This window comes from Hydrogenophaga crassostreae (genome assembly GCF_001761385.1).
Lineage (GTDB): Bacteria > Pseudomonadota > Gammaproteobacteria > Burkholderiales > Burkholderiaceae_C > Hydrogenophaga > Hydrogenophaga crassostreae.
Window position 1 is genome coordinate 2486884 of record NZ_CP017476.1, and the last position, 16705, is coordinate 2503588.

Genomic DNA, 16705 nt, shown 5'->3' on the forward strand with positions numbered 1-16705 from the left:
CCCATCAGAGCCAGTTGCTTCGGCGTCCTTCAATTCAGTCAGCATCGCCTGGGAAATTCAAGCTGAAGCATGTTGTTCCACCTTGAGACGTCGCGAAGGCTTCACCGCCATGAGCGCGCATGATGGCTTGGGTGATGGACAGTCCCAAGCCTGCACCGCCTGTCTCAGGATGTGTCCTGGAGCTGTCGGCGCGGTAAAACCGGTCGAAGAGTCGCGGCAAGCTGCTCGTCGGTATGTCGGCGCCCGCATTGGATACATGAACAGTTACGCCGCTGCCACAAGGCTCGATAGACACTTCGACGGATCTACCCGGTGATGTGTGCCGCAAGGCGTTAGACATCAAGTTGCTGATAGCTCTGCGGATCATGAGGCTGTCACCCCGCGTGGCTCCTTGCCCATTCCAGACCAGGGCAATGCGACTTTCCTCCGCCAATGCCTCATAGAAATCAAACAATGCAGAGACCTCGTCCTCAAGCACGACAATTTCGGGGTTGGGAAGTGAGATGCCGTTTTCGGTGGTGGCCAAATACAGCATGTCTGAGACCATGCGGGTCAGACGCTGAAGCTCCTCCGAATTTGACGCCAAGATCTCTTCGTGTTGGGCGACGGTGCGTTGTTGTGAAAGCCCAACCTGTGTCTCCGTCAACATGTTGCAGATGGGCGTGCGCAGCTCATGAGCGAGGTCCGAGGAGAACTCAGTGAGCCGCTGAAAGTCGATCTGCAAACGCTGAAACATGTCATTGAGTGTTTGGGCCAAATCAGCCATCTCAATGGGTATAGTTTCCACTGGCATCCGCTGATCCAGGTTTTTGATGTTCACAGCGCCCGCTTGGGCCCTCATCTTTCTCAGCGGCCGAAGTCCACTGTGCGCTGCGAGCCACCCCAAAGCACCGCAAATGAGTGTAGCCACCACGATATAGATCAGCAGTGTCTTCTCGAAAATCGCCTTAAAGCGTGCGTGGTGTTGGGTGTTCAACACCACGAGGATATTCATGGGCGCGGCAGACGCTCCAGGAGCGGCCATCTTCCCTTCAAGTGCACGGTAGCTAAGTCCATTGCGCTTCCATGAGAAGAGGCCCTCTACAGAAGCCGTCCTTTGAACTCCATTGTCTAATGTAAGTGTGGTCTCATCTGAGGTTGCAAAGACCACATCGCTTCCCGATTGGATGCGCACGGCGAGGTCCTTATGGCTCTGAAGCACATCTGCTAGCCGCATCGCGAGGTCGGATCGATCTGTTGACTCCGCTCCGATTTCTTGGATAAGGTGCAGCTTGTCCTGCAGTGCCGCGCGATCCAGGTCCACGAAGTGGCGCTCAACCGACGTTGAAATGAGCCAGCCCAGGCCCATCAGAATAGACGCTGAAATTAGAGTGAAGAGGACGCCGATTCGGGCAGTAAGTGACAGACGGACAGTCACGCGGGAACCTCTGGCTCCTCGATGACATAGCCCATGCCTCGCACGGTTTGCAAAAGCTTGTGTTGAAACGGGTCATCAATTTTTGCCCTGAGACGCCTGATCGCGACTTCAATGACGTTGGTATCGCTGTCGAAGTTCATATCCCAAACCTGAGATGCGATGAGCGAACGCGGAAGCACTTCACCGTGGCGACGCATCAAGAGTTCCAAAAGCCCAAACTCTTTGGCCGTGAGGTCGATGCGCTTTCCTTCGCGGGATACTCTGCGCCGCAAGAGATCCAGTTCGAGATCCATCACTTTGAGCAAGGTGACCTCCGTGCCAGTCCTCCCGCGTCGAAGGATGGTTCGCACCCGAGCCAGCAACTCAGAAAAAGAAAAAGGTTTGATCAGGTAGTCATCCGCACCAAGTTCAAGGCCTTTTACTCGGTCCTCGATATGGTCCTTCGCTGTCAAGAACAGAACAGGAATATCACTCCCAGATGCTCTCAAACTTCTGAGTATTTGCCATCCGTCCATGCCCGGCAACATCACATCAAGGATGGCGAGATCGTACTCACCGCCCATGCTCTGGTGCAACCCATCTACCCCATTGCTCACCAGATCAGTGACATAACCCGCTTCGTTCAGTCCTTGGCGGAGGTAGTTGCCCGTTTTGGGTTCATCTTCTGCAATAAGTATCTTCATGGCGCTGTTCCTTTCCAAGAAGTGTGCGCCATTTGAAAGGTAAAAAAACAAAGGTGTCAGATTTGTAATCGTGCTGTTAGGTAGCTGATGGCTACAAGGGAACAAACTGGCTTTGGACATTTGCCTTTGTCATGGGGTGGGTAAATCATCACCACAGAAACAGGTAGGAACTCAAATCTTCTGGCGCTTGACATTCACACCATGTCAAGGTCTATCGTTAAAGTCATCAAAGGCAGCGATGCCGAATACCAACCGTGAAAGATCCACAGAAATGACAGCCGTCCAAGCAAAAGAAGGCAAGGCACACCAGTCCTCATGGCACCTGAGCAGGCCGCTAAAAGCGGCAGTTTGGGCGGTAGCTGCGGCAGGGGGATTCTTTTTGTTGCGTGAGAACTGGTCGCCTATTTCCGGGAACTGGATTTACCTGTTGCTGTTGGCTTGTCCATTGATGCATTTCTTCCACGGACATGGTGGGCATACCAAGCAAGCAGATATACGCGAGGAATAGGTAGCCATGGACCCCAAATCAAATCACACATACCATCACGCCGGCCACAAGCACGGCTCCGCATCACCTCTAGCCAAAGCCCATGGCTTGAAAGATCCCGTGTGTGGAATGACAGTGACCGACAAGTCTGAGCACCACGCCATACACGAGGGCAAATCCTTCTATTTCTGCAGCGCGAAATGCCGAACAAAGTTCACCGATCAGCCCGATCGCTACGCAAGCGGCGAAGATGGTCTAATCAAGAATGAGGCTGAGGCAGTACCCCCGGCGGCCGGTGCTATCTACACCTGCCCAATGCACCCAGAGATCAGGCAGGACCACCCTGGCAGTTGCCCCAAGTGTGGAATGACACTGGAACCGGTGATGCCATCGCTGGAGGATGACGAGAATCCTGAGCTGATTGACTTCACACGCCGCTTCTGGTGGACCTTGCCCTTCTCTATTGCAGTCATGGTGTTGGCAATGGCGGGTCATAGCTTGGGCTGGTTTGCCCCGCGCACGCAAACCTGGATCGAATTGGTGCTTTCACTACCCGTCGCGTTATGGGCAGGATGGCCGTTTTACGTGCGGGGTGTTCAGTCGCTGGTCAACCGCAGCCCCAACATGTGGACATTGATCGGCCTTGGAACGAGCGTCGCCTTTGTCTACAGCGTGGTGGCCACTTTGGCACCGCAGATATTCCCTCCTGCCTTCGTAACCAACGGCGCGGTCGCGGTCTACTTTGAAGCGGCAGCGGTCATCATTTCTTTGACACTGTTTGGGCAGATTCTCGAATTGAAGGCTCGGTCACAAACATCCGCAGCCATCAAGTCGCTGCTGGGCCTGGCACCCAAAACGGCGCGCCGCATCGCAGAAGACGGCACAGAAGAAGACGTCCCGCTGTCCAATGTGCACGTTGGAGACCATTTGCGTGTGCGGCCGGGCGAGAAGGTGCCTGTGGACGGTATTGTGATCGAGGGCTCCAGCGCACTGGATGAGTCCATGCTGACGGGTGAACCGTTGCCGGTCACAAAGCGTGTTGGCGACAAGCTCATTGGTGCGACCATGAATACCAGCGGCGCACTGGTGATGCGATCGGAACACGTAGGCTCGGCGACCGTGCTGTCGCAGATTGTGCAGATGGTCGCTCAGGCACAGCGGTCTCGCGCTCCCATGCAGCGCATGGCCGACGTCGTGGCTGGCTACTTCGTGGTGACCGTGGTGGGCATCGCCATCTTGACCTTTTTCGCCTGGGGCCTGTTTGGCCCAGAGCAGGGGTGGTTTTTTGGTTTGATCAATGCCGTCGCGGTGCTGATCATCGCCTGCCCATGTGCCCTCGGCTTGGCGACGCCCATGTCCATCATGGTGGCGACCGGCAGGGGGGCGACCAGCGGTGTGCTGTTCCGCGATGCGGCAGCCATTGAGAATCTGCGCAAGATTGACACCCTGATCGTCGATAAGACCGGCACGCTGACCGAGGGTCGTCCCGTGTTTGAGAAGGCCTTGGCTGCCAATGGCTTCGATGAAGTTGATGTGCTTCGCCTTGCCGCGAGTCTGGACCAAGGCAGCGAACATCCGTTGGCCGCCGCCATTGTTTCGGCAGCGCGCGAGCAGGGGTTGGATTTGTCCACACCTGAGCAGTTCGACTCGGAGTCCGGCATTGGCGTGCGCGGCACGGTTGACGGGAAGGCACTGTCGCTCGGCAACACCGCGTTGATGGATCAACTCGGTGTTTCGGTTGCGGCCTTGAAAGCGCAAGCCGAAGAACTGCGAAGCCAAGGCGCCAGCGTCATGCATCTTGCAGTCGACGGGCAGTTGGCTGGCCTGCTGGCGGTGTCAGACCCTGTCAAGTCAACCACGCCCGACGCTCTGGCCGCGCTGCGCAAGTCAGGACTTCGCATCATCATGGCCACTGGTGATGGCTTGACCACCGCAAAGGCTGTCGGCAAACGTCTTGGCATTGAAGAGGTGCATGGCGAAGTCAAGCCTGCAGACAAGCTGGCGCTGGTCGAGAAGCTGCAAAAGGAAGGTCGTGTGGTTGCAATGGCGGGCGATGGCATCAACGATGCGCCTGCACTGGCCAAGGCTGATGTTGGCATAGCCATGGGGACGGGAACCGACGTGGCAATGAACAGTGCTCAGCTGACCCTTGTCAAGGGAGATCTTCGCGGCATCGCAACGGCACGTGCGCTTTCGGTTGCCACAGTGGCCAACATGAAGCAGAACCTGGGTTTTGCGTTTATTTACAACGCCTTGGGTGTGCCCTTGGCCGCTGGCGTTCTTTTTCCCTTCACCGGCTGGCTGTTGTCGCCCTTGATCGCTGCATTGGCGATGAGCCTCAGCTCTGCTTCGGTGATCTCTAATGCACTTCGATTGCGGACTTCAAAGGTGGATCAAGAGGGCGATCACTGATCTCTCTGAATCGGACACAACCCCATGCAAAAGCAGTTCACACCACGCCCATTCGTCCTTGATCAGCGCTAAAAAACCTGCGGCATTGGCCGTCTGGTTGGCCACACTGGTGTGGCCGCCTCAGGATCCAGAGTCCATTGAGCACGGACACCCTGATCTGCCAGCGGGACACGCCCATGGCGTGGGTTCCACCGAGCTAGGTGGGCGCCATTCGCACCCTTTTGTGATTAATAACCACCACCCGCACTGGCCCAATCCGAGCCGATGATGTCGACGCTGGATATTTTGACGTGCTCCTCGTCTTCTCCCAGACACCTCAGTGGAGAGCTTCAAGTACTTCGGCTTTGGTTGGATGCTGAATATCGAAACAAATTCGCTTTGGGGAACTGACTCCACGAAAAGCTGATTTTCGGCATGCCGGGCAACCACGGGGGCGAAACCTAAAGTTCAAGATATGGGGAAGCCGTCGGTGATGCGGCGCCAACCTGCTCCCGGAAGCCCTATGACAGCAGTAACCCGCCGATGGCGGTCATTCGTAATCGGCTATTTACCCTCTTTGTGCGGAACCCCGATAAAGCGAGGCACTTGCCTTGCGTAGTCTTCGTACGATTGTCCGAAGTGGCGTTCAAGCCATGGCTCCTCCAGCAATGGTGCCAGCACGTAAAGGAGTGCCCAGATGGCGACCAATGGATAGACGAAAAGCGAGTGTGCTACCAGTCCAAGTCCAAGTAGGCCAAATATGGTGACGACGTAAATGGGGTTCCTGCTCCAGCCATACCAACCCGTTGTCGTAAGCGAACCTGCTTCACCGTGAGCATCGCGCCAACCCAGTTTCCCAGTGATGTAGAAGGCTAGACCGAAACCAGAAACCAGTAGAACCCATCCGATGACGAAAACGTGCATAGGCAACGCTCCCGCGCTGCGATAGTCGATGACGCTCAAGGTGCAGGTCCCCAATACAAGCGCCCGGAACGGCCACCAGAAAGCTTGGTACTTCCACGTTCCCACCTCATCTGGCGGCCAGATGCGGAGCTTTGTCCATCGCAGCGAAGCGGCTGATAACAGCAAAAGACCGCCACCACAGACGAATGAAACGATGAAAACTGCTGTCGTCACTTGTTAGGCTTGGCTCAACGTCGAAAATGGCCGTAAATGCACGGGAAAATGAACCTGGTTCATAACCTGTTCATCGAATACTCCAGAAGGTGCTTGCAGCCCAATGTGCACCACTTCACTACCGTGCCAATCGTATCTTGATACGCTGGCACGCCCACGGCACTCCTCCACTTCCAAGTTGAGCCGAAATTGACAACTCGGCCTTGAAGGGAAAAAGCCGCACAAACGCAGGGTGCGTCTGAATTCAGAGCTTCGCATGGCAAAGGAGCAATCCCGATCGCTGCTCAAATGTCCTCAGACCGGTCCGTCGAAGAACAGTTGCCAGCGCCTTTGCTCTTGAACCCAATATTGGCGACGATCGACACTTCGGGATTGCCTTGGTGAGGTAGCGGTGTAGTTGACGATCGCCACCTCAGCTTGACGCGACCAGCGGAACACCGAAACATTGCGCCATTGGGCCTGTGGGTCGGGCTCAGGGATGGTGCGCCTAGCGTCGACTTTGGATGACACATTGTGAAACGAACTGCTGTCACGCGCATTGAAGTCCGCCGTTTGCAGCGCTTGCAACACTTGTTTGTCACCGCGGGCGTAGGCCGTCTGCCATTGGGTGCACAAGGCCAGGAAGCTGCGCCGCTCAGCAGCCAGTTCGGCGGGTCGAACCCAGTTCACTTCGTCAGCAATCACGACGGGTGTGCGTCGGGTTTGCAGCACGCTCATCAAGTAGGCCATGTCGTCGTTGGCCAGGGCGACGCACCCCTCGGTGGCAAAGGGGCTGCGTGAGTAGGTTTCGCGCGGCACGCCATGCAACCAGATCCCACTGCCGGTGCGCCCCAAGCGCCGGTCGTACTCGTTGGGGTAGTTCAACGGAAGTGCACCAATCCCGTAGAGCTCATCGACCTGCTTGTCTTCCAATCGGCTGGTGATGTGATAAACGCCCAGTGGCGTTCGGAGATCACCTTCCACCTGTTTGCCGAAACCCGCCTGACCGATAGATGCGTAGAAGCTGCGTATCAATCGCAAGCTGCCGGACTGTTGTTCGAACACAAAGACTCTTGAATGACTTGCATCCACCACAACGACATGCTGAACGTTGCGTGCCAGCTCAATCACCTGTTCTGGCACGGCACCGGGTGACGGCATTTCCCTGAGTGCGCTCAATCGCCTGTTGGCCTCGGTGCGCAGGTTTTGCAGTTGTGCTCGAACAGCTGGAGGACCATCCTTTATGGTCGCCAGATTGGTCAGCGACCCACTCTGGGCGACCAGAAGGTCCCCGTAGACAAGTTGGCCCAACTGAAAACCTGGGACGTCTCTCACCAGCGCTCCGGCCATGGTCAGGGCCTGCTTATCCCCTGCACCAATCGCGCGATACACCTCGATTAAGCGCGCCTCCGGCGACGATGATACGGAGCCGGAAAGCACGGTGCCCGCGTTCAAGATGCCGCTCCTGGTCTGGCCAACGGCCTTCCCAAGTGGCAGAACCAGGGAAGCTGCGGCAACAGCCGTTTGGGAGAGCAGGTTTCGACGAGAGATGGGCAGTTCGAAAGTTCCAGTCATGAGAGTCAATGCCTGATTGTCATTGTGCGCTGGCCAGGACGACGGAGTTGGCCAAGGCGAGTTGTTCCCGAATGGCTTTTGCCTCGTCTTTGAACTCAGGCACATTGGCGAGCGCATTTGTCGAGGTCGATGAATTGCTGGTGATCCGCGACGGATTGGTCCGAACGCCCCTGACGAGGTATTCAAAGTGCAGGTTTGGTCCCGTCGCAGTACCGGTTGAGCCCACCGTTCCAATGGTCTCCCCTTGCTTCACGCGTTGCCCCATGCGCACGGCAATACGACCCAGGTGCGCGTAGGCAGTGGCGTTCTTGTCCGGGTGCTTGATCACGACGTAATTGCCGTACCCGCCTTGACGACCCGAAAAGGTCACCACGCCGTCCGCAACGGTCCGAATCGGTGTTCCAGCCGGAGCGCCGTAGTCTGTGCCCTTGTGGGCTTTCTGGCCGCCGTACACGGGGTGGATACGAGGCCCGTAGGAACTGGTGACTCTGGAAAACACCAAAGGCGAAGCCAGATAGGTGCGCTGTTGACTCGAGCCATCGAGGCTGACGAATTCGCCCGCTTTACCAGGCGTCTGAAACCACATGGCCTGGTGCGTATCCCCGCCGCTTTTGATTTCGGCGCCCAGCAACTGTCCTGTGAACAGAGTTTCGCCATCCAGCTCGAACGCTTCATAGACGAGACCAACGCGCGCTCCTTTCTGCAGATCGCGCCGGAAGTCGAGGTCCCCGGAAAAGGCCTCCACCGTTTGGCTGGCAATCTCATCCGGAATGCCAGCCTCGTCTGTGGCCGCGTAGAACGAGGATCGAACCGTGAGCGAACCGAACTGCACCAAGCGCCGAGGAACAGGCTGTTCCAGCCGGGCGTTGTATCCACCAGCTTGTCGGTCGACCACCAACCGGCTGACGCGCCGTTCAACGGCGTCCCCCCAGCTCACGGACAACCTCTCCAAGCGCCCCTCAGCGGTTCGGGAGACGGACGCCAGCTTGCCATGCGATCCGGCGAACATCAGACGCGATGTGGCGTCGTTGGCAAGAAAGGTCTGCGCTTCTTGATCCTCAACACCCAACCGTTTGAGCAGCGCCTGCAATGTGTCGCCTCGACGCGTGAGTTGTGATTGGTGCAAGAGAAACTCAGTGGTTGACGGAACCAGGTCAGGCACCACAATCGAAGGGGAGAAAAGATCTTTCACCTGTCGAACCGGCGACTGAGCAGCGTCGGGCGTGTTGGGCGAGACGCCAAAGGCCACGACACCTGTTCCGAGCATCAAAACGCCCAAAGCAGCGAGCACAGGGCGCCGGGGACTTCGGAACAACTGTGTAAAAAGGGAATGTTGGGTGAATTTCATGGCAAGACGGTTGGGGCTTTACAAGGCTTGTTGCGCCTCAGGCCGCGGATAAAAGAATCTGGATGTCTGATGCGATCGTGGCCGCATCGGTTCCATACGCGGAAAACAGGCGAACTCGACTTTCAGAGTCGAAGATGTACTTGCCTGCCGAGTGGTCCACCGTGTAGGTAGTCGGGGTCGAACCGGGGACCTTCTTCTGGTAAACCTTGAAACTGGATGCGACGGCATCGAGTTCGTCGGGCTCCGGCCGAAGCGCAATGAAGCTCGGGTCAAAATTCGCCATGTATTCTTTGAGCAGCGCCTGCGTATCTCGCTCAGGGTCAACCGTGATGAAGAGCACTTGCAGTCGGTCTCCCTGGGCGCCAAGCAAACGCTTGACCTCTGCCATGGTGGCCATCGATGTGGGGCAGACATCCGGACATTGCGCGAATCCGAAGAATACGATCACGATCTTGCCCTTGAAGTCCTCGATCGTCCTGAGGTTGCCGTTGTGATCCTTGATCTGGAGACTTTGACCAAAGGATGCGCCGGTCACATCGGTGCTCTTGAATGGTTTGACTTCAGGCGTGCAAGCCATCAACACGGGCATACCCGCCATACCCGCGAGAACCAATTGCACCAAACGACGGCGGTCGGTGGATGGACTTTCTGAGTAGGATGAAGAGCGCTTGGGCATGTCACTTCCTGGCTTTGACCACTTCCTCGTTGACCAATGCGGCCAGCTGATCGGGTCCGAAACTAGGCAGGCTGCGGCCGTTGACAAAGAAGGTGGGCGTCTTGGTGACTTGCAGCGCGGTGAGGTCTTCAATATCTTGCTGCAGCAACGCTTGCATGCCGGGCTTCTCGATGTCCTGACGAGCCTTCGTGAGGTCGAGCCCGGCCTGCTCGGCCACCTGAAAAGCGATCTCGATATTGGGCTGACCGTGGGCAGCCCAAGAGGGCTGCGCTGCCAGCACGGCCTCAAGAACCGGTTGGTATTTCCCTTGGTTTTTGGCAGATTCAAGCAACTTGACCACCTGGTCAGAACCCTGGTGGAACGGCGCATATCGAATCACCAGCCGCACGTCATTGGGATACTGGGCCATCAGGCTCTTGACGATGGGATAGAACGCACGGCACGTCTCGCAAGCAGGATCAAAAAATTCGACGATGGTCACCGGCGCACTTTGCGGACCGAAGACCGGCGAGTGCATTCGAACCAAGCGGGTCTGCTCGGCCTTGACCTGCACGTCCTGAGCGGATTGCACACGCGACTTGTAGGCATTCATGCCCAGATAGAAGAACAGGGCAACGATGGCCACCAGGCCAATGACGGTGACTTTTTTGGCATTCATAAACGGGTCTTTCTCAGATAGATAAAAAGCAAGATGGCGATCGTGGCAAAGGCCAACAGTGACAACCAGGGAATCTGGATGCCTCCTAAGATTTCAAGACTCTGCTGGCTGCACGAAGGACCGGCGCCGCAAGGTACCCACCACTTCGGTACCCAGCCTGCTACCAAGGCAGTGTGGTAACCGGCCACCGCAGTGCCACACAGGGCCATTGGCAGTGCATATATGGCACCACGCCGGTCGTCGGCGAAGGCCGCCATTCCCAAAATGAGCGCCAGCGGGAACATGAAAATGCGTTGGTACCAGCAGAGCAGGCAAGGTGTCATACCCATGACCTCCCCGATAAAGAGAGCGCCCAGCGTGGCGCCCAAGGCGATCCCCCACGCGGCCATGAGCCAAATCCAGCCTCGTTTCATGACGACAAATCCTTTGGGTTCTTGTGCTTCGGAGGGCGCGGTGGTGCTTTCAATGAAGCAAGGCACCAGGTCAGCGCTGCGCAAACGATGAAGATATCTGCCAGATTGAAAGCGGGCCAATGGATGTCGCGCCAGTGGATGTCAAGGAAGTCCACCACGGCGCCAGTCTGAATCCGATCCACCAGATTGCCACCACCACCCCCGACGACAAAGGCACCCATCCAGCGGTCCAGGGGCTCGGCCTGTTGTGCAAGACACACCACTGAGACTCCTCCAACCACCAGCACGGACACAGCGATAAAGAACCAGCGCTGCCAGCCGCCGGCGTCGGCCAATAACGAAAATGCTGCGCCCGTATTCAGCAGATGGACAAAGTTGAACCAATCGGTCACCAGAATTCGTTCACCCAGTTTCAGGGCATTCGAAAAATACGACTTGGTGGTTTGATCCAACAACAGAATGATCGCTACGGCCGCGAGCCATGCCAACCTGGGATTTCGCTGGGTCCAGCGAGGGTTCATGAGAGAGTCCTTCCAAAACGATCCGAAATGAGGTGCCGCAAGCAACTGCGGCCACTCAAAGTTATGGGATCGGGGAGGACGCGCCTCTCAGCGCATTAGGTGAGCGCGTTCTACCCCGAAGTATTCGGGGTGGACCATTGAGGTCGGTAGGGGCGCTCATGCGAAGGCGGTAATAGGCCTTCGACGGTATGCTCGACACGTTCAATGCCGGAGGGATCAGCCATCGACGCTGTAGTCGCCATGACAGCAGCGGCACAATTCGCGTGGCAGGTACCACAGTCGAGATCGAAGCCGATGTCGCTCGACGTCGAGTCGCGAGCTTCTTCCATAGCCACCCGGTGGGCGGCTTGATGGTGTCCGCCTTGCGCGCCCTGCGTCGCAGGAACGTGCTCACAGCACGATGCAACCGCCGCTGCCGAGAATTGCAGCGGCAGCAGTGTGAACATGAGGATTAGGAGGAGCGCGCGCATTCGGCAGATTTTAATCGACAGGTACTTCAGTGTCCGCGTGCGCGCGCTATCAACTCAGCCAGCTCGGGGCGCACAGCCATTGGTTTGAATGCACTGACCCTTGATCGACCCGGATTACCCAGAGGGAGGCGACCGCTCAGGTGACCCATCGGCACCAGAGCCAGTCTGAGCAGCTGCCCTCCCGCCTCTGGCCAATCACGGGTGCGCAGGGACAAGCCCATCATTTTCAGGTGGGTTTCCAAGTGCGGTTTGAAGTGAAGTTGTCCCACAATGTGTGCCGCTTCCAAATACAGCCAAGCCCGATCTGCTGTGTTTGCGTCCTTTGCCCATTGCATCAGATTGGCGTAGGCACCTCGCTCGAATGCGCGATCTGCCAATGGTTCAATGGGCGTGGTCAAGATGGCTTCCTTTTGATTTGCTATCGCCCAACTCGACACGCGCTTTATGCAGCACAGTCCAGCCACCATGAAGCGCCAGCGCCGCCATCAGGCTGGCCACTGCCAAATCCGGCCAGGCCGAGCCTGTTCCAAATACGCCGAGCGCAGCCATGAACACAGCCACATTGCCAATGGCGTCGTTTCGCGAGCACAACCAGACGCTGCGCATATTGGCGTCACCTTCGCGGAACGCGTACAACATCCACGCAACAGCTACGTTGGCTGCGAGTGCCAGCAAGGCCACCGCACCCATCGTCATCGCCTGCGGGACTTCGCCGTGCCAAACAGACCACAGTGCGGCCCCCAACACATACAGACCGAAGCCCATCATGCTGACGGCCTTGAGGATCGCGGCGCGGGCACGCCAAGCCAGTGCCGAGGCCAGCACAGCCAGCGAAACGGCATAGTTCAGCGCATCGCCCGCGAAGTCCACAGCATCGGCCAGAAGTGAGAGAGAACCGGCCTGGAAACCTGCGCCAATTTCGACCAAAAACATAGCGGCATTGATGATCAGTGCGATCCAGAGAATCTTGCGGTAGCGACCCAAGTTGACGATGGACTCGGCATTCGGGGTTTCGTGGTCACAGCAATGGGCAGACATGGTTTTTCCTTGCAATGCCTAGATTGGAAACCCTGGAGCCGCTACAGTGTCAACCAGTTATTTCATCAGGGGCAATGCCATGCAGATAAAGGAGTTGTCCAGCGCTACTGGCGTAGACATCGAAACCATCCGCTACTACGAGAGACAGGGTCTGCTGCCCGAACCCGCGCGGCGCGACAACGGCTATCGGGACTATCAGGCGGCACACTTGGAGCGGCTGTCCTTTATCCGGCATTGCCGGGCGCTGGACATGCCGCTGGCTGAGGTGAGCCGACTGCTGGGTTTTGTGGATGCACCCGAACAGCATTGCGGTGACGTAAATCTTCTGGTGGACGAGCAACTTGGCCGAGTGCGCGCGCGCCTTAAGAGCATGCGGGCGCTGGAGAAACAACTTCTTCAACTGCGGGCACAATGCGCTGGCACCCATGAAGGGCGCTGCGGCATCCTAGATGAGCTTGTGTCGGCCGCACACGGAGAGGCCTGTGTCTGTCACCCCAAGTAGTGCAACAAACGGTTTGCGGGCGCGCCTTGATTCATAGTGCATTTTTCCGCTCCCGAATTGAAGTCGACTCGCCATCGGTCAATTGCTGGCGCTCATTTCAACTCAGTCATGGCCTCAGATTTATTGGCCTGGTGCATGGGGTCGGGAACACCCTTTCATCCTTGGCGTGAGCGGTGATCCCAAGGTTTTCGTGTTGTTGAGATCTGTCGAGTGACCGGTCCTTGGGGGCGAGCGGTCGCTTGAGTCCCCGCTTTCCCAATGTCCGGTTGCAAAGGCTGCGCACTTTCAGGAACCAGCATCCAATGTCCGGACCCAGCCTTGAAGCGACCTTCAGTTTTCCGATCTCCACCAGCCATACCGGTCGTCGGCGAATGGCTGAGGTACTCCCGCTGCTTAGCGTGAAGCAGTCGTACATGTCGCCGCAACGACACCTTGCCTAAAGTTTCGTATCGCCCGACTGCCAATGGCTTCGCTTCCATGAATCACTCGGTGATACCGAAGTGGATAGGGTGGAGCAGCTTTGAAAACATGCCTTCTACCTGGTGTGAGGTGGAGCTTTTCGCCCTGTGTACAAGTAGTCTTCGGCGTCATAGATCCCCTCGTCAGAAAAGCCAACAGCAGCGTCAACCGAGATGCGCCCAGTGTTGACTTGCTGTGCTTTGATCCGTGCAATGCCAGCGTCGCGGTGGAAAGCGATGCGCTTTTCGCCCGTCTTGACGTTGCGCACCACCACCTGGTTGAGGCCATCCTCCAAAGTGATGGTGATGGGACCACGTGGGGTGTCGTAGAGGTAGAACCTGTTGCCGAATTGGGCCTCTTCGCTGTTCGGAATGAAGGTCATCTCGAAGATCGTCGGTAGCATGCGGTTTTTGTCCAGGTCGAAGAACCCAATTTGGTGGCGACCGGGCTCAAAGCCTTTGGGCGCTCGCTTTTTGACGATCAACAGGCGGGAGTTTTCAATGTCACCCTTTTGGTGCCATGCCAATTGCCAGTCCTCAGGGAGTAGGGTGGCGCGTGGGTTCTTGGTAGGGAAGTAGGTGAAGACAGACGGTGTGCGCAAGAGCACCAGGCCCTTGGAGGTCAGGTGATACCCATAGCCCGCCGTAGTGGGTTGCTCAACGGGAGTGAACCGCCACTCGCGCCTATAACCCTCCAGATGGCCAAGAACTTCTGGGTCGGTGTTTTTGGTGAAACTCGCGCGTTTGACGATGTAGTCGTTGCTGCCATCGCCTTTGACCAGATAGGTCACCCATCCGGTTGCTGAGAAGCCAACCGCTTCCACGATGGGGGCCAGTGGGTCGATATAGCGGTAGTTATCTTCGCTTTGAAAACCGTACCGCCAAGCCTTGACGCCCGATTCCTGGCGCGAGATGTACCAGACCTTTTGGCGGGGGAATTTGGCTTCAGGCAGAGCCGTGGACTTCCACCCGTCTCTGGTCAAGACATCGGTGGTGCCCGAGGTGTCTTGGCGTGTGACTTCCGAGCCGACTTTGTAGCGCACGTCGTCGCGTGGATTGGACTCAAGTGACGTCATCGTGACGCAACCAGTTACTGACAACATCAATGCGCACGCAGCGCTGTACCCGGCGATTTCATTTCTCATTTTTTGCTCCCTGAGCCCATTAGACGACAGTCATGACGACGAAGATTGCCGCAGCGATCATGAGCACGCTTCGACCGCCCATCACCAGATCTGCAGTGGCGATTCGCCCGGTTGTGAACTCTCTCCATAGACCCAACGCAAGCCAAGCGCAAACCAGGAAGGTAATGCCCACAGTCAAGGACTGTATGAAGCCGCGAACATCGCTCATTGAGCGTCCTGAACCCGTTTGAAATCCCTGTTCCATTGCAGCGGAGATAGAAATGCAATGGCCGTATCCGTCGGTGATGCAGTTGTTGATCACGGACGTCGGCGTCAAGTTGGTGAACACCGGCGCCGGTGAGCCAGTGCCCGTGCCTGGGATTGACCCAGAGTTGGTGGCCGTGGTAGTCCCGTCAATGCGGTCAGCCATTGAGCAGATCGTTGTGCCGTTGATGTCTGCGAAGGCGCTGCAGCGCCCAGAACGGATCATGGTCATGCAGTTGCCCACACCGAGCTGCACGCAGGCCAAGACCATAGAGGGAGTGACCGGGCGGCCGTCAAAGGTACCCATACCTGCCAACGTGCGAGCGGAATAGGTGCGCAGTGCGTCAGACATGAAGGTCGACCAAGCGTTGACCTGTTGTTGCAAGGACCATGTGCGAAACTGAGCTGGCGTCACAGGTGGCACGATGCTGGCGATATTCCGATTGTTCATCTGCAGTACGCCATAGCAACACGAGCCGTTGTAGACGGAGAGTCGACCACCACTCTCGAACATGGCCAGGTTTCCAACCGCGCCGGCATATCCTTGAAGCTGAGCACTGGCATTGGGTGAGGACAGAATGGCTTGCTGCACCTGTGCAGCGGTGACTGTTTGCGAGTGGGCTGCATTTGACCAGGCAAGCATCAGCAGGCCCAAGCACATGAAGATCAATCGAAACTGGCGAATGACTTGATTCATGATCAAAGCCCTTCGATTTTGATCATCCGATTGCAAGCCGGTACATACTTTCCGTGTTGCAGCAGCCGAAAGTAGGCGGTGTTGCTTTTTTCGTCGAACGCAACTTGGTTTTGGTTCTCTGCCCGAAAGCGAATCTCCTCCGGCGTCGCCCAGATGCTGTCTGCGTAGCAGAAGCCTGAGAACTCGACCACATGCGGATTGGGCATCGCGCCAATGGCAACGCGCGCCAAGCACTTGGAGTGAATGTCAACGACGTTCTTGCCGTCCAATGCTTGTTCGCAACGCTCAAAGTCCCGTGGAAGGTCTATCAGCGAAAACGCTATGGGCTTTCCCTTGAAGGATGTTGAGGCAATTTGCGAGTTGAAACTGGCGGCTTCTACCTTGGCTGCTGCTGCAGCCACTTCATCGCTCCAGATCCGTTGCACTGCCTCCACATCATGTCTTCGCACCTCAACCTTCGGCGAGGGATTGTCCGCAACGGCTGGGTTGATGATCACGGTGCGCATTCGCTCCCACTTCAAACCAGCAGGAAAAATCACCTTGTCCGAGCTGGTGACACGAACTTGAGCAAAGGCGGGCAGGGTGATGCTCAAGGCCAGAAGGCCAACAGCAACGAGCGCCAGAAATCGCTTTGCACAACCAAGGATGTTTGGCGTCATGGTCATGTCCCTTTCTTGGAAAACACTGGTTTCAGGTTCAGCTGATCCGAAAGGCTCACGGTCTCTTCGGTGGTTTTTTGCGAAGGCGTGAAGCAGATGGGTATGCGAGGCAGTCTTGCCGGAACCTGGCTCCCGGGTGGTCGGGTCGAACCAGGCGGTTGGCCCATAAATCGAAGGTTTGTTGTCGGTTTTCATGGCTCTGTTTTCC

Annotated in this window: 17 protein-coding genes; 3 read left to right on the forward strand and 14 right to left on the reverse strand. The window is 56.9% G+C overall.

What is annotated here, in order from left to right:
• Positions 1 to 34 precede the first annotated feature (34 nt).
• On the reverse strand, positions 35 to 1417 hold the full coding sequence (locus LPB072_RS11475; protein WP_066089707.1) for a heavy metal sensor histidine kinase: 1383 nt from the start codon (positions 1415 to 1417) through the stop codon (positions 35 to 37).
• Entirely contained in the window at positions 1414 to 2100 is a 687-nt protein-coding gene (locus LPB072_RS11480) for a heavy metal response regulator transcription factor (RefSeq protein ID WP_066089710.1), read from the reverse strand. The genes LPB072_RS11475 and LPB072_RS11480 overlap by 4 nt, the downstream gene beginning before the upstream one ends.
• Positions 2101 to 2371: 271 nt before the next feature.
• Between LPB072_RS11480 and LPB072_RS23150 the strand changes: the two genes are divergently transcribed.
• Complete coding sequence (locus tag LPB072_RS23150) at positions 2372 to 2608, forward strand: DUF2933 domain-containing protein (protein ID WP_082876883.1); 237 nt, start codon at positions 2372 to 2374, stop codon at positions 2606 to 2608.
• A 6-nt stretch (positions 2609 to 2614) separates the two neighbouring features.
• Positions 2615 to 4999 carry a heavy metal translocating P-type ATPase gene (locus LPB072_RS11485; RefSeq protein WP_082876884.1) on the forward strand — a complete coding sequence of 795 codons (2385 nt, stop codon included), beginning with the start codon at positions 2615 to 2617 and terminating at the stop codon, positions 4997 to 4999.
• 543 nt (positions 5000 to 5542) lie between these two features.
• Here LPB072_RS11485 and LPB072_RS11490 read toward each other — a convergent pair.
• From LPB072_RS11490 to LPB072_RS11530, 9 genes are all read right to left on the reverse strand, one after another.
• Complete coding sequence (locus LPB072_RS11490) at positions 5543 to 5941, reverse strand: methyltransferase family protein (RefSeq protein WP_197508815.1); 399 nt, start codon at positions 5939 to 5941, stop codon at positions 5543 to 5545.
• Between the two features lie 468 nt (positions 5942 to 6409).
• The gene (locus LPB072_RS11495) at positions 6410 to 7786 is read right to left on the reverse strand and encodes a L,D-transpeptidase family protein (RefSeq protein ID WP_082876885.1); all 1377 of its coding nucleotides are present in this window, start codon (positions 7784 to 7786) and stop codon (positions 6410 to 6412) included.
• Positions 7689 to 9017 (reverse strand): M23 family metallopeptidase, encoded by a 1329-nt coding sequence (locus LPB072_RS11500; protein WP_066089721.1) that lies wholly within the window; start codon positions 9015 to 9017, stop codon positions 7689 to 7691. The genes LPB072_RS11495 and LPB072_RS11500 overlap by 98 nt, the downstream gene beginning before the upstream one ends.
• A gap of 37 nt (positions 9018 to 9054) precedes the next feature.
• Positions 9055 to 9693 carry an SCO family protein gene (locus tag LPB072_RS11505; protein WP_197508816.1) on the reverse strand — a complete coding sequence of 213 codons (639 nt, stop codon included), beginning with the start codon at positions 9691 to 9693 and terminating at the stop codon, positions 9055 to 9057.
• A gap of 1 nt (position 9694) precedes the next feature.
• Complete coding sequence (locus LPB072_RS11510; protein WP_066089724.1) at positions 9695 to 10351, reverse strand: DsbA family protein; 657 nt, start codon at positions 10349 to 10351, stop codon at positions 9695 to 9697.
• Positions 10348 to 10764 carry a disulfide bond formation protein B gene (locus LPB072_RS11515; protein WP_066089727.1) on the reverse strand — a complete coding sequence of 139 codons (417 nt, stop codon included), beginning with the start codon at positions 10762 to 10764 and terminating at the stop codon, positions 10348 to 10350. The genes LPB072_RS11510 and LPB072_RS11515 overlap by 4 nt, the downstream gene beginning before the upstream one ends.
• Positions 10761 to 11285 (reverse strand): signal peptidase II, encoded by a 525-nt coding sequence (lspA, locus tag LPB072_RS11520; RefSeq protein WP_066089730.1) that lies wholly within the window; start codon positions 11283 to 11285, stop codon positions 10761 to 10763. The genes LPB072_RS11515 and lspA overlap by 4 nt, the downstream gene beginning before the upstream one ends.
• 496 nt (positions 11286 to 11781) lie before the next feature.
• Positions 11782 to 12222, reverse strand: a complete 441-nt coding sequence (locus LPB072_RS11525; protein ID WP_082876886.1) for a DUF3703 domain-containing protein — start codon at positions 12220 to 12222, stop codon at positions 11782 to 11784.
• On the reverse strand, positions 12137 to 12793 hold the full coding sequence (locus tag LPB072_RS11530) for a cation transporter (protein WP_066089738.1): 657 nt from the start codon (positions 12791 to 12793) through the stop codon (positions 12137 to 12139). The genes LPB072_RS11525 and LPB072_RS11530 overlap by 86 nt, the downstream gene beginning before the upstream one ends.
• 46 nt (positions 12794 to 12839) lie before the next feature.
• Between LPB072_RS11530 and cadR the strand changes: the two genes are divergently transcribed.
• Complete coding sequence (gene cadR, locus LPB072_RS11535) at positions 12840 to 13295, forward strand: Cd(II)/Pb(II)-responsive transcriptional regulator (protein WP_331000280.1); 456 nt, start codon at positions 12840 to 12842, stop codon at positions 13293 to 13295.
• Positions 13296 to 13830: 535 nt separating this feature from the next.
• Here cadR and LPB072_RS11540 read toward each other — a convergent pair.
• From LPB072_RS11540 to LPB072_RS11550, 3 genes are all read right to left on the reverse strand, one after another.
• Positions 13831 to 14829, reverse strand: a complete 999-nt coding sequence (locus tag LPB072_RS11540; protein ID WP_066089742.1) for a hypothetical protein — start codon at positions 14827 to 14829, stop codon at positions 13831 to 13833.
• 88 nt (positions 14830 to 14917) lie between these two features.
• On the reverse strand, positions 14918 to 15838 hold the full coding sequence (locus tag LPB072_RS11545; RefSeq protein WP_082876887.1) for a DUF3262 family protein: 921 nt from the start codon (positions 15836 to 15838) through the stop codon (positions 14918 to 14920).
• Between the two features lie 2 nt (positions 15839 to 15840).
• The gene (locus LPB072_RS11550; RefSeq protein ID WP_066089745.1) at positions 15841 to 16692 is read right to left on the reverse strand and encodes a hypothetical protein; all 852 of its coding nucleotides are present in this window, start codon (positions 16690 to 16692) and stop codon (positions 15841 to 15843) included.
• Between the last annotated feature and the right edge of the window lie 13 nt (positions 16693 to 16705).

What these genes read in the sequence shown, in the direction of transcription:
- LPB072_RS11480 (WP_066089710.1), bottom strand. Translation starts at nt 2,100, where the DNA reads ATGAAGATACTTATTGCAGAAGATGAACCCAAAACGGGCAACTACCTC.
- LPB072_RS23150 (WP_082876883.1), top strand. Translation starts at nt 2,372, where the DNA reads ATGACAGCCGTCCAAGCAAAAGAAGGCAAGGCACACCAGTCCTCATGG.
- LPB072_RS11485 (WP_082876884.1), top strand. Translation starts at nt 2,615, where the DNA reads ATGGACCCCAAATCAAATCACACATACCATCACGCCGGCCACAAGCAC.
- LPB072_RS11495 (WP_082876885.1), bottom strand. Translation starts at nt 7,786, where the DNA reads ATGCGCTCGCCAATGTGCCTGAGTTCAAAGACGAGGCAAAAGCCATTC.
- LPB072_RS11500 (WP_066089721.1), bottom strand. Translation starts at nt 9,017, where the DNA reads ATGAAATTCACCCAACATTCCCTTTTTACACAGTTGTTCCGAAGTCCC.
- LPB072_RS11505 (WP_197508816.1), bottom strand. Translation starts at nt 9,693, where the DNA reads ATGCCCAAGCGCTCTTCATCCTACTCAGAAAGTCCATCCACCGACCGC.
- LPB072_RS11510 (WP_066089724.1), bottom strand. Translation starts at nt 10,351, where the DNA reads ATGAATGCCAAAAAAGTCACCGTCATTGGCCTGGTGGCCATCGTTGCC.
- LPB072_RS11515 (WP_066089727.1), bottom strand. Translation starts at nt 10,764, where the DNA reads ATGAAACGAGGCTGGATTTGGCTCATGGCCGCGTGGGGGATCGCCTTG.
- lspA (WP_066089730.1), bottom strand. Translation starts at nt 11,285, where the DNA reads ATGAACCCTCGCTGGACCCAGCGAAATCCCAGGTTGGCATGGCTCGCG.
- LPB072_RS11525 (WP_082876886.1), bottom strand. Translation starts at nt 12,222, where the DNA reads ATGGTGGCTGGACTGTGCTGCATAAAGCGCGTGTCGAGTTGGGCGATA.
- LPB072_RS11530 (WP_066089738.1), bottom strand. Translation starts at nt 12,793, where the DNA reads ATGTCTGCCCATTGCTGTGACCACGAAACCCCGAATGCCGAGTCCATC.
- LPB072_RS11540 (WP_066089742.1), bottom strand. Translation starts at nt 14,829, where the DNA reads ATGACGTCACTTGAGTCCAATCCACGCGACGACGTGCGCTACAAAGTC.
- LPB072_RS11545 (WP_082876887.1), bottom strand. Translation starts at nt 15,838, where the DNA reads ATGAATCAAGTCATTCGCCAGTTTCGATTGATCTTCATGTGCTTGGGC.
- LPB072_RS11550 (WP_066089745.1), bottom strand. Translation starts at nt 16,692, where the DNA reads ATGAAAACCGACAACAAACCTTCGATTTATGGGCCAACCGCCTGGTTC.